General features: G+C 40.2%; 12 protein-coding genes. 11 read left to right on the forward strand and 1 reads right to left on the reverse strand.

The features are described from left to right. Positions 1–173 precede the first annotated feature (173 nt). The 11 genes from glgB to trhO all read left to right on the forward strand — a co-directional run bounded on the left by glgB (position 174) and on the right by trhO (position 12125). A complete protein-coding gene (glgB, locus tag AC0VYH_RS10825) occupies positions 174–2081 on the forward strand; it encodes a 1,4-alpha-glucan branching protein GlgB (RefSeq protein WP_430246262.1) in 1908 nt (635 codons plus the stop codon). Continuing rightward, positions 2074–3213, forward strand: a complete 1140-nt coding sequence (locus AC0VYH_RS10830; protein WP_194221554.1) for a glucose-1-phosphate adenylyltransferase — start codon at positions 2074–2076, stop codon at positions 3211–3213. Before glgB ends, AC0VYH_RS10830 begins: the two co-directional genes overlap by 8 nt. 17 nt (positions 3214–3230) lie before the next feature. Next, positions 3231–4337: a glucose-1-phosphate adenylyltransferase subunit GlgD gene (gene glgD / locus AC0VYH_RS10835; RefSeq protein ID WP_475367336.1), complete on the forward strand. Its 1107-nt coding sequence runs from the start codon at positions 3231–3233 to the stop codon at positions 4335–4337. Positions 4338–4352: 15 nt separating this feature from the next. Continuing rightward, on the forward strand, positions 4353–5783 hold the full coding sequence (gene glgA / locus AC0VYH_RS10840; protein ID WP_475367337.1) for a glycogen synthase GlgA: 1431 nt from the start codon (positions 4353–4355) through the stop codon (positions 5781–5783). A gap of 177 nt (positions 5784–5960) precedes the next feature. Next, positions 5961–6995: an EAL domain-containing protein gene (locus AC0VYH_RS10845; protein WP_475367338.1), complete on the forward strand. Its 1035-nt coding sequence runs from the start codon at positions 5961–5963 to the stop codon at positions 6993–6995. Between the two features lie 92 nt (positions 6996–7087). Next, positions 7088–8191, forward strand: coding sequence for a sporulation integral membrane protein YtvI (gene ytvI, locus AC0VYH_RS10850; protein WP_194221558.1), 1104 nt, complete (start codon positions 7088–7090; stop codon positions 8189–8191). A 15-nt stretch (positions 8192–8206) separates the two neighbouring features. Further along, complete coding sequence (locus tag AC0VYH_RS10855) at positions 8207–8800, forward strand: lytic transglycosylase domain-containing protein (protein WP_194221559.1); 594 nt, start codon at positions 8207–8209, stop codon at positions 8798–8800. A gap of 62 nt (positions 8801–8862) precedes the next feature. Further along, the gene (locus AC0VYH_RS10860; protein WP_475367339.1) at positions 8863–9987 is read left to right on the forward strand and encodes a conserved virulence factor C family protein; all 1125 of its coding nucleotides are present in this window, start codon (positions 8863–8865) and stop codon (positions 9985–9987) included. Positions 9988–10001: 14 nt separating this feature from the next. Next, positions 10002–10430 carry a BrxA/BrxB family bacilliredoxin gene (locus tag AC0VYH_RS10865; protein WP_475367340.1) on the forward strand — a complete coding sequence of 143 codons (429 nt, stop codon included), beginning with the start codon at positions 10002–10004 and terminating at the stop codon, positions 10428–10430. A gap of 59 nt (positions 10431–10489) precedes the next feature. Beyond that, on the forward strand, positions 10490–10930 hold the full coding sequence (locus AC0VYH_RS10870; protein ID WP_475367341.1) for an OsmC family protein: 441 nt from the start codon (positions 10490–10492) through the stop codon (positions 10928–10930). 226 nt (positions 10931–11156) lie between these two features. Continuing rightward, the gene (gene trhO / locus AC0VYH_RS10875) at positions 11157–12125 is read left to right on the forward strand and encodes an oxygen-dependent tRNA uridine(34) hydroxylase TrhO (RefSeq protein WP_194221563.1); all 969 of its coding nucleotides are present in this window, start codon (positions 11157–11159) and stop codon (positions 12123–12125) included. A gap of 35 nt (positions 12126–12160) precedes the next feature. Here trhO and AC0VYH_RS10880 read toward each other — a convergent pair whose 3' ends face one another. Continuing rightward, positions 12161–13024, reverse strand: a complete 864-nt coding sequence (locus AC0VYH_RS10880) for a hypothetical protein (protein ID WP_475367342.1) — start codon at positions 13022–13024, stop codon at positions 12161–12163. Between the last annotated feature and the right edge of the window lie 4 nt (positions 13025–13028).

Here is a 13028-nt window from a genome sequence, read left to right on the forward strand (position 1 = left end):
GAATCAAAAAGCATTTTTTATGAAATATTATTCCGTTATTTGTCGAAAAAAGCATGTATTTTTCGACAAATATTTTTTTTGAAGGAATGACCATATTACATGTCGAATCTTTAGGATGTAGAGGATAACTATGGTGGAATCCCTATATTTATCAATGAGAGCGAGGTGCCGCAATGACTGTATCGATGCCGACAGATTACGATCGGTATTTATTTCATCAGGGAAATTTATTTCAGGCTTATCGTTCAATGGGCGCCCATTTAAGGGAAGAAGACGGACGATTTGGAGTCAGGTTTACAGTCTGGGCTCCTCACGCTGCAGCCGTATCTGTAACAGGGAATTTTAATCAATGGGATCCCACATCGCATCGAATGGAGAAAATCGAAGAGTCCGGTCTCTGGTCGTTATTTGTAGAAGATCTATCAGAAGACGAACTCTACAAGTATGCTGTCGAAACAGGTGCAGGCGAGATTCTAATGAAATCTGATCCGTATGCATTTTATTCAGAGTTAAAACCGAAGACAGCATCTATTGTTAAAAAAGTCGATGAGTATGATTGGCAAGATGCAAAATGGATGAACAAAAGAAAGAAAACGGCTCCTTATGATAGCCCGCTGTCGATTTATGAAGTTCATCCAGGGTCCTGGCGTAGAAAAGAGGACGGCTCTTATTATTCTTATCGGGATCTTATGGACGAGCTCATTCCTTACGTAAAGGAACTCGGTTACACGCACATTGAACTAATGCCCGTTATGGAGCATCCTTTTGATCGATCTTGGGGATATCAGATTACCGGCTATTTTTCTGTAACAAGTCGGTTTGGACAACCGGATGATTTAAAAGCATTTATTGATCGATGTCACCAAGAAGACATTGGTGTACTGCTTGATTGGGTACCTGCTCATTTTTGCAAAGATGCGCATGGACTAGGTCAATTTGATGGAGGTCCTGTTTTTGAGCCATCTGATCCCGCTCGTGCTGAGCGACATAATTGGGGAACGTACAATTTTGATTATAGTAAACCAGAAGTTGTCAGTTTTCTTATTTCAAATGCGTTGTTCTGGTTTGACTACTACCATATAGATGGTTTAAGAGTGGATGCTGTATCACAGATGTTACTTTATCATCATGACCATGAAAGTGGTGGCGTTGAAGGCGAGAACTCTGCAGCCAAGGAATTCATTCAGAAACTAAATCGGACGGTATTTGAACAATACCCGAATGTGCTGATGATGGCAGAAGAATCAACCGACTACCCGCTTGTAAGTGCTCCGATCCATGAAGGTGGGCTCGGCTTCAATTATAAATGGAACATGGGATGGATGAATGACGTACTGAAGTATATGGAGCTCCATATGGATGATCGAAAGCATCATCACAATTTATTAACTTTTTCGTTTTTTTACGCTTTTTCTGAGAATTATCTTCTTCCTCTTTCTCATGATGAGGTCGTACATGGGAAGAAGTCATTGTTGAATAAAATGCCAGGTGATTATTGGCAGAAGTTTGCCAATCTTCGAACGCTTTACGGGTACATGATGGCTCATCCAGGAAAGAAACTGCTTTTTATGGGTGGAGAATTTGGTCAGTACGATGAATGGAAAGATTTATCTGAACTAGACTGGATGGTTTTGGACTATGACATGCATAGTAAGGTGAATGCCTATGTAAAAGATTTGAACCACTTTTACCTTGATTCAAGGGCCATGTGGCGAATTGATCATGAATCAGAAGGATTTGAATGGATTGATGCGAACGATAACTCACAGTCCGTTCTAACGTTTATGAGAAAAGGAAAAGCGAAGGGCGATTGTGATATCGCCATCATTAATTTTTCTCCTAATGTCTACTATGATTATCGCATTGGTGTTCCATCTTCCGGTACTTATATCGAAATGTTTAATAGCGATCAAGAAAAGTATGGTGGTTCAGGTCAACTTAACGCAGAAATCTTACAAAGCGATAGAAAACCGTATCACAATCAGCCTTGTAGTCTAATGCTTAAAGTACCACCACTTGGAATTGTTATTCTCGGCAAAAAAAATAAAAGCAACCTTGAAAGGAGAAATCGCTATGTCTAAAAAGCGTTGTGTCGCTATGCTACTTGCAGGAGGTCAAGGGACAAGACTTGGAAAGTTAACAACACGTCTTGCTAAGCCAGCAGTCCCGTTCGGAGGGAAATACCGTATTATTGATTTCACCCTCAGTAACTGTAGTAATTCAGGAATTGATACGGTAGGGGTTCTGACGCAATATCAGCCTTACATATTGAATTCGTATATTGGAATCGGGAGTTCTTGGGACCTTGACCGAAAAAATGGAGGTGTATCTGTTCTACCACCATATATGGGACAAAAAGGTGGCGAATGGTATCGCGGCACAGCGAATGCGATTTACCAGAACATGTACTACATTAAACAATATGATCCTGAGTATGTTCTAGTTATTTCAGGTGACCACATCTATAAAATGGATTACTCTGAAATGTTGGATTACCATGAACAGCGCAATGCAGATGCCACAATTGCTGTGCTTGAAGTGCCATGGCATGAAGCAAGTCGCTTCGGAATCATGAACACGGATGATGAAGATCGTATTGTCGAGTTTCAAGAAAAGCCTGCTGAACCGAAAACTAACCTTGCCTCTATGGGGATTTACATTTTTAACTGGAAAGCGCTTGAGAAATATTTAACCGAAGATGAGCAAAAGTCAGATTCATCAAATGACTTTGGTAAAGATATCATTCCGGCTATGATTGAAGATGAAAAGAACGTTTTCGCATATTCGTTCAACGGTTATTGGAAAGACGTTGGTACGTTACAAAGTTTATGGGAAGCCAATATGGATTTACTTGATGATGATCCAAGCTTAATTCTAAATGATCCTGCCTGGAAAATTTATTCAGTTAACCCGAACCAACCACCTCAATATATCGCACCTCAAGCAAAGGTAACGCGTTCTCTTGTTAATGAAGGATGTGTTGTATATGGAGAAGTGTATCGTTCCGTATTGTTCTATGGTGTGCATGTTGGCCTTGGAAGCACAATTAAAAATTCGATCATAATGCCAAATGTGAAAATTGGCGCGAATGTAACGATTGAGAACGCTATCGTAGAAAGTGGAACGGTAGTAGAAGATGGCATGACACTAGGATCAAGCGATGGTTCGATCTCGTTAATTGCAGATGGCGAAATTGTATCGGTACCAAAATAGAGTAGGGGGATGAAACGATGAAAAAAGTAGTAGGAGTTATTAACCTCGTAGATGAAAAGAACACGCTGAGTGAGTTAACCAATCATCGGAGCTTTGCCTCTGTTCCATTTGCAGGGCGGTATCGACTCATTGATTTCTCATTATCGAATTTAACAAACGCAGGAGTGAATACAGTTGCCGTATTCACTCGTGAAAAATACCGTTCTTTATTTGACCATTTAGGATCCGGACGCGAGTGGGATCTAGATCGTCATCAAGGAGGTCTTTTCTTTCAGCCTCCAGCAGATGAAGAGCGCAGAAGCACTGGAGATATTCACTCTTTTCATGAAAACCTTTCCTTTTTCAAAAGAAGCCTTTCCCATTACGTTCTCGTAACAAATGGTCAGCTCGTTTGGAATATTGATTTCGATCAGATTATTGAAGAACATGAATCTCAGAACGCCGATATCACTGTTGTCTACAAGCCGTGTGATGATCCTTATACGAGCGGAAGTCATTACAATGTGCTTTATACAAACGATGATGAGCGCGTTGATCGCTTAAACCTTGGGGTTGAGCCTCTTCCAGGAGATAACGTTTATTTAAACACTTTTCTGATGAAATCTTCTCTTCTCATTTCCCTCGTGGAAGATAGTATTGAATCAGGTAAGCATCAATCAATTAATGAAGCAATTGCCGCAAGTCTGGATCGCTATCATGTGCATGCGCACCATTTCGGTGGATATGTAACATTTATTGATAGTGTTGAAAGCTACTATCGCTATAGCATGGAGATGCTTGATCCAAACGTGACGCAGGAACTATTTTACAATACTGGCCCGATTTATACGAAGGTAAAACACGAATCACCGGCTAAATACCTTGAAAGCTCCACCGTATCGAACTCATTAATCGCAAACGGTTGTACGATATCAGGGACAGTCGAAAATAGTATTTTATTTAGAGGTATCCGCGTTGGAAAAGGGGCTGTGATTCGAAATAGCATTATCATGCAAAAGTGCGAAATTGGTGAAGGAGCCGTTATCGAGAATGTGATTCTTGATAAAGACGTATCCGTTTCGCCTAATGAGACAGTGACTTCTGAAGATCAGCCGAGAGTTATTGCTAAATCCACCGTCATCTAGTAGGAGGAAGTTGAAATGAATGTATTATTTGCCGCTTCTGAAGGTCATCCCTTTATCAAAACAGGGGGATTGGGCGATGTAATAGGCGCCCTTCCAAAGGCCCTTCAAAAGCAGGGAGCGAATGTATCCGTAATTTTACCTAAATATCAAGATATGAATGAAACGTACAAAAGTCAGCTTGAACTGAAAGAAACGATCACAGTTTCTGTAGGTTGGCGCGATAAGTATTGCGGAATTGAAATGCTCAAGCTTGATGGAATTACCTATTATTTCATTGACAATGAGTATTATTTTAAGCGTAGCGGTAGCTATGGTTATTTTGATGATGGAGAACGCTTTTCATTCTTCTGTAAAGCTGTATTAGAAGCGATTCCGTATTTAGAAGAGCAACCGGACATTCTTCATTGTCATGATTGGCAAACAGGGATGATTCCTGTTTTGAAAAAAGCTCATTACCGAAATCATCCTTATTATGAAGGGATGAAAGTGGTATATACCATCCATAACCTTCGTTACCAGGGAGTGTTTCCAAAAACAATCCTTCATGATTTGCTCGACTTAAGTGAACTCCACTTCAATAATGAAGGTGTGGAATTTCATGGGAACGTTAGCTTTATGAAAGGCGGACTGCTTTATGCAGATTATATTACAACGGTAAGTCCTGCCTACGCAGAAGAAATTAAGCAACCATACTTTGGTGAATACTTGGATGGTGTTATGAGAAAAAGAGAAGATGAATTTGTTGGGATTATTAATGGAATTGATACAGAACTTTATGATCCTGCTACAGATACAGCACTTTCTTATTCCTATCACGCAACACATTTACTTAAAGAAAAAAACAAAACAGATCTTCAGAAAAAGCTGGGCTTACAAGTAGGAGAGGGAATACCTGTCCTGGCTCTTATCACAAGACTCGTAGAACAAAAAGGAATCGATCTTTTCTTTAGAGTTCTTCCTCAAATCATGGAGGAAAAGGTTCAGGTTGTCGTTCTTGGAACGGGTGATGAGCACTACGAGCATATGCTGCGAGAGGCTGAAGCTCGTTACCCAGGCAGGTTTAGCGCGAATATTTACTTCGATGACGGGGTTGCTAGACAGCTTTATGCTGCCTCCGATTTATTCCTAATGCCTTCTCAATTTGAGCCATGTGGAATCAGTCAGCTGATTGCTTTAAGATACGGGAGTCTACCGATCGTTCGAGAAACAGGCGGGTTAAAAGACACCGTACTACCTTATAACCAATTTACCGGTGAAGGCCACGGTTTTAGCTTTGCGAACTACAATGCTCACGAAATGCTAGATACAATTAATCTTGCTCTAGATCTTTATCATCATAATGAAATCACATGGAGAAAATTAGTCGTGCGAGCGATGCGTCTTAATTACTCATGGGAAGCTTCATCAGCGAAATACATGAATTTGTACAATAATCTATTAAAGTAACGCTTATATATTCCGATAAGAGAAGCAGGGGAATTATTCCTCTGCTTCATTTTTGATTCGGAAAGTGACCAGGCTTAATTGATGAGTCATTTGAACGAGTCAAAACGTGTGAATTAACGATGATTCTTACCAACTATTACATAGACAGATTATGACTTAGATAGGAGAAAGACCCTTATGTATACATGCTCAAAATGCACCGCGATACCAGATATTCCTTCTTCTGGTTACTTAGAAATCGTTACAGCTGTGCCGCAACTTCAACGAAGTTTAAATGAATTGATGTTCCAAAGTGAATCTTTGAATTCTCTTACAGTCTCCTATCAAAATTCGGAATCCCTGCTTGAAATTTGTCATCGCATCAGTTCTCATTTTAATGATGCGGCAAAACAAATGTTTTTTTGTGGAACGGGAACAGTGGATGAAATAAAGAGCAGCTCAGTTCTTTCATTTCCTCAATTTTATTCAAGGCTCAAACATCCAAATTTCATAGAGGTTATAAGGAATTCTCTCTTTACTAGCCACATGCAGCCCATCATTACGCTTGATAATAATGATATTAAAGGGTATGAACTCTTGATGCGGCCGACTAATGAGCGCTATCCTTTTTATCCAAATGAATTATTCGATATGGCTAGACAATCTGGTCTTCAAGCCTTTCTTGACAGCGCTGCAAGAATTGCTTCTATTAAAATTAGTGCGTCGCATCTTTCAAAAGGCATTAAACGCTTCATTAATTTTCTCCCTTCTTCGATTTATGATCCAGCTCATTGCTTACGAACAACTTTCCAAACTGTTGAAGCGTACAATCTCGATCCAAGAGATTTAGTATTTGAAGTAGTAGAAACTGAAAAGATTGACGAAGTAGATCATTTAAAACAAATCTTTCGCTCATATCAGCAAGAAGGAATGAAAATGGCGCTAGATGATGTAGGCACTGGATACGCTACGAAAGAAATGCTCCTTCAGTTGAAGCCCGACTATGCGAAGATTGATCGCAGTGTTATTTCTCATTGCGATCAAGATTCTGAAAAACAAGAGAAACTGATCGAAATGATTTATCTATCAAAGGAAGAGGGGATTACGTTACTCGCGGAAGGAATTGAACGTAAAGAAGAAGCTGATTTTTGTAGGCAAATGGGAATACCGCTTGGACAAGGCTATTATTTTGGGCGTCCGGCTGAACGACCAATAGATTCAATACAAGTTTAATATTAAAAGAAGGGGTTTCCCTTCTTTTTCTTATGGAAATTTCTTCTCAAAACCGATATGCTTACGAAAGATTACTAAATTGAGGTGACAGGATGCTAACTTTTTATCGGCGTTATGCGCGAACAGCTTTTGATATTGGACTTATCGTGTTAACGGTTTTTTTAATTATGCTTGTCTCGAGTTTCTTATTTGAAATTGCAGCACCGATTATCGTAGGGTACATTATTTTTCTAGTTATCGAACCTTTCGCTCGGTTTCTAAATCGGAAGGGAATAGGCAAAACAGCTGCAACTACTATATCCACGCTTGTTTTCGTATTAATCGTGGTGAGCGTAGTCTTTCTAGCAGGCGCGATTTTTGTTCTTCAATTGCAAAACTTAATCAGCCTTATTCCTGGATACGTTGCGAAATTCCAGGATCAAATTATGAACTATGTGCATTGGGGGCAGCTCCAGTTAAACGCCTTACCTCCAGATGTACTAGAGAAGGCGCAAGATTTTTCACTAACGCTTGTTGAGAAAGCATCCATTATGTTGACGACTTTATTAAATAGCGTGTTTGCTTTTGTGACGTCCATTCCAACGCTTGTGATTAATTTCATTATTGGAATTGTTCTCGCGTATTTTTTAAGTATTGAGATTGAAATGTGGAAGCGAATTGCGGCGAAGCGAACACCAAATACATTTAAGACGGCTTATTTCTTCCTGAAGGAAAATGTATTAAGCGGAATCGGAGCGTATTTAAAAGCGCAGCTAAAGCTTATTACGATCACATTTGTACTCGTTCTATGCGGGCTATGGATATTAAGAGTGGATAATGCATTCACACTCGCGCTTTTATCTGCTTTTTTCGATCTTCTTCCGCTTCTTGGCGTTTCGGCGATCTTCATACCATGGGCAATCTATCTTCTTGCGGTAGGACAAACCTCTCTCGCAGTATCCCTATTGATTCTACTTGGGGTGGTTATGCTAGTGAGACAAATCATGGAGCCGAAAATTACGGGAGATTCACTAGGTGTATCTGCGTTTACAATTCTTTCATTTATGATTATTTCTCTTTCACTATTTGGAATTGCAGGAGTCGTATTATCACCGATTTTGCTCATTCTCATTAAAGCGTTATATGATCACGGATATTTAAGTAAATGGATCCATCTTCCTAGTGAGGAATTCATAGATCCAGAGGAAAGACGGTAGGAAGGAAGAACGGAAGTGAAGCGATTAGGAAGCTTAATTATCATAACAATCTTTATTAGTGTGTTAATAGGTGTATTTCTTCAGAAAACACCAGATTCTTTTTCCCAACCGCTGAAAAAATCTGAAGTTCCAGAGGAATATATCGACCTTTACAGAGAAGCTGGTGAAGAATACGACGTTCAATGGGAGCTTTTAGCAGCGGTACATCGCGTTGAAACAAAATTCTCGACGATGTCAACATTAGAAAGCCCTAAGGGTGCCATCGGCCATTACCAGTTTATGCCGTTAACCTGGATTGGTTGGAGCTATGGGGGTAGTCGTCTTGGAGAACTGGATAAGGATGATCTAGTTGATATTACAAATTTAGATCTTATTCAAAAGTACGGTGGGTATGGGAAAGACGGAAATGGAGACGGTAAGGCAGATCCATATAATCTGACGGATGCTGCTTATACTGCCGCTAGCTACTTATCTGCTAATGGTGCAAGTGAGGGGAGACTGAAGAGTGCCTTATTCGCTTATAATCAGAGTGATGAGTATGTGGATGAGGTGCTTTCATTTTATAAAGAATACAGAGAAAATGTTTCTGTAGTGAAGTTAGATCCTTAATTCAATGTAATGGTACAGCGCTGTTACATATGATAAAATCACGATTAGAAGGGGGCGATTGCATGAAGATTGTTTCAATCGAACCGACACCAAGTCCAAATTCGATGAAAATTAACTTAAGTGAAGAGCTAGAAGCTGGAGACACAAGGCAGTATAAGCTTGATACTGACATATCTAATGCTCCAGATTATATTCAAAAATTAATGGCCGTTCCCGGTGTGAAAGGTCTTTATCATGTGATGGATTTTATCGCGCTAGAACGGAATGCCAAATATTCATGGGAAGAGATCCTTCCAAAAGCTCGTGAGGCATTCGGAGAGATTAATGAAGAATCCGTCGCGACAAATCAGTCGTCGATAGAAGACTTTGGAGAAGTGAATGTGTTTATTCAAATGTTTCGCGGTATTCCAATGCAGGTGAAGCTTGTAGAAGGTGAGACTGAGCATCGTTTTGGTTTGCCTGACCGATTTATGGAAGCTGCTATGAAAGCCTCTTCAGCTTCTGAAAACATGGTGATGGAACGTGAATGGAAAGAACAAAGTCCACGGTACGGATCACCTGAAGAAGTTGGACAAGAAGTTACCGAAGAAATAGCGGCGACGTATAGTGAAGAGCGTCTTTCGGATCTTGTTACTGCAGCATTCTCAGATCAAAATGCTTCTCCAAAGCAAGAGAAAAAGGTCGTTACACTAGAAATGCTAGATGACTCAGATTGGAAAGTAAGATACGCAGCACTTGATCGCATGGATCCAGAAATGAATGATTTGCCGGTACTGGAGAAGGCGCTACACGATGAAAAAGCTTCTGTACGCCGCCTGGCGGTTGTTTACCTTGGTATGATTGAATCAAAGGATGTTCTTCCGCTTCTTTATAAAGCTTTGCGTGATAAATCTGTTACGGTTAGGCGGACAGCCGGCGACTGCATGTCAGATTTAGGTCATGTTGAAGCCATTCCTGAAATGATAGAATCGTTGCAAGATCGAAATAAGCTTGTTCGTTGGAGGGCCGCTATGTTTCTATATGAAGTTGGCGATGAAACGGCGATTCCAGCACTTGAGCAAGCAATGGACGATCCAGAATTTGAAGTGAAGATGCAGGCGGGTATGGCATTAGAACGGATAAAAGGCGGAGAAGAAGCTAAAGGCTCTGTCTGGCATCAAATGACTCAAGCAAGAAAATCGAATTAACGGAGGTATAGGATATGAATCCATACGAAGAATATATGCGCCAGATGGCACAGCCGATGCGAGATGAGTTAACATCAGCTGGTTTTGAAGAGTTAACGACTGAGGAAGAAGTATTCGGCTTTATTACAGAAAAAAAGGGAACATCACTTGTTTTCATTAATTCTGTTTGCGGATGTGCAGCAGGTCTTGCTCGACCAGCTGCTCGCGAAGCGATTGAACATGACAAAAAACCTGAGCATCTTGTGACGGTTTTTGCAGGACAAGATCGTGAAGCAACAGGTAAAATGCGTGAATATTTGGAAGGATATGAGCCGTCATCACCTTCTATCGCTCTCTTAAAAGACGGCCAGGTGCTTCATTTCATTCCTAGAGAAGAAATCGAAGATCATGAAGTGGAAGAAATCGTTGCGAATTTGACAGGAGCTTTTGAACAATATTGTTAAAGACAAACTCCACTCACTCGAGTGGAGTTTTGTCTCTACTTAATGGGAGGGAATTGAGAATGGATCACATATTTGAACTACAAGGAAGCTGGAAGGGTGGACTTTCTGGCGAAGGTAAGATTCAGACTGAAAACCTAACAACAGAAGTATCGATCCCTACGTCGATGGGCGGCGGAGAGAAAGGAACAAATCCTGATGAGTTACTGTTAAGTTCATCAGCCGCTTGTTATTTCATGACCATTGGACTTTATTTGGAGCGTAATCACATTCCTTTCGAAGATGTTAAAATTTCCTCTAAGCTTAAAGTAAGTGGTAACGGAAAGCTGCACGTAGAGTCAATTCACCATTACCCAGTCATCTATCTTGCAGAAGAGCCGGATGAAGAATTGACAGAGCGTATTCATTCCATTGCTCATCGTGCAGAAGAGGGATGTATGATTACAAGAGCGATTAAAGGAAATGTTAATGTAGTTGTAGAACCAGCTATTAAAAAAGTGTGAGGTTTTTCACTGTCATAAACTTTTTACTGTAGTATGCTAACAACGTCGTGTTTTTTGGGCATGCTCATCTTAGGAGAAAATGGTCAATCTATCGAATGAGCTAACGGAACTTATGTGAAAATGGAAAGCACACTCTTTGCATTTCTTGAGAATTTTATTATAATAATATTTTGGAACGGAAGAGTGACTGGCCACACGGTAACAGTGAAATAAAGGAGATAGAAGTATGAATAAAGACTATCGCGTATTATTGTTTTATAAATATGTACAAATTGATCAACCGGAAGAATATGTAGAAGAGCATCTTGCCTTCTGTAAGGAGCACAACCTGAAGGGAAGAATTCTAATCGCGGAAGAGGGCATTAATGGCACTCTTTCTGGAACAGTAGAAGAAACGCAGCAATATATGGATATGATGCATGCGGATGAGCGCTTTGCTGATTTGTTCTTTAAAATTGATGAAGCGACTGAACATCCATTTAAAAAAATGCATGTTCGCTTTAGATCAGAGCTAGTGACACTTAGACTTGATGATGATCATAATCCGAATGAAGTTGGCGGAAAGCACTTGAAGCCAGCAGAGTGGCGCGAAGCGATGCAGCAGGATGATGTGATTATTCTTGATACCCGAAATGATTACGAGTATGATGTCGGTCATTTCCGTGGTGCCATTCGACCAGATATTAAGAATTTCCGAGATCTTCCTGAGTGGGTTCAAGAAAACCTTGCAGACCAAAAAGATAAGAAAATCCTAACCTACTGCACAGGCGGGATTCGCTGTGAAAAGTTCACTGGCTGGATGGTTAAACAAGGTTTTGAAGATGTTAACCAGCTTGATGGTGGAATTGTTACTTATGGTCAGGATGAAGAGACGAAAGGTGAACTATGGGATGGACAGTGCTATGTGTTTGATGGCCGAATAACTGTTCCGATTAATCAAAAAGACCACACTGTGGTCGGTAAAGATTACTTTACGGGTGAACCTTGTGAACGCTATGTTAATTGTGCAAGGCCTGAATGTAATAAGCAAATTATTACATCTGAGGAGAACGAGCATAAATATTTACGAGGCTGTTCACATGAGTGTCGCACATCGCCACGTAATCGTTACGTAGCAGAGCACGGATTAACTCAAGAAGAAGTCGATGAGCGTTTGCAAAAACTCATGCAGGAGCATATCGGGCAAGAAGTATAATCGAAAAAGCTAGCTGTCCATTTGACAGCTAGCTTTTATTTGTCATATCTTATTTTGTTTACTTTAAGAAGGTGATCTACCTTGGAGAGACGGTGCTTTTCAATTTTCTCCATGTATTCATGAAGCGCTAACTCCATCTGACAAAGAGCTTGAAACAAATCGCGATGGCGTAATTCTTTGTTTTCTTGTGAAAGTGCGATATATCCTGTAAGTAAATCTGGCAGTTCAGTTGAAAGCATTCTTTTCACAATATGACGTTCTTCAAGGTCAAGCGGTTCAAGTTCGGGTGAGATTTGCTTGAATAATTGAATGAGTCTAACTGTTCTAGAATAAATAACCCCGTTGATTAACGGATGTGTCGAAATTCGTTCAAGCTGATTAATCTGTTCCTTCAAGAGGGGATCAATTGACCCTGTTTCTGATTGGGAAGCAATGGATCCTAGTAACGCTAAATCTAAAAGCTTCATTCGTTGAAAAATTCCTGTGAAAAATGGTGATCGTTTTATACTGCGTTTGATGATTCGACCACGATCATTAATGAGAATGGTACCTTGTTTACATTTACCTGCGTCTTTTTTCTCAATGATTTGTCGTTCCCATTGGATAAAAAACTTCTTAGGAGTTGACGTTCTGTTTTTTTGACTATCATATCCAGAGAAAAGGATGAGATTTCGCCTGATTTTTAAATAAATCGTAAAACCTCTCTCAGTACGCTTCCATTTTTGTGGCTTATTCTCCGAAGGATCGAGTTTATCTATAAATTCATCTAACAATTGTTCAGCATATGAAAGGAAGCTTGTGGTGCTCGCATCCTGAAGAAGTGATGCTTCCACCGTTTTAAATTGCGGTGGTAAAAGCTTTTCAAGCCACTGGGGTTCAGAAGAATCGAAAAGCCCCATGCCA

Source organism: Anaerobacillus sp. QJM3NY_32 (assembly GCF_056173645.1).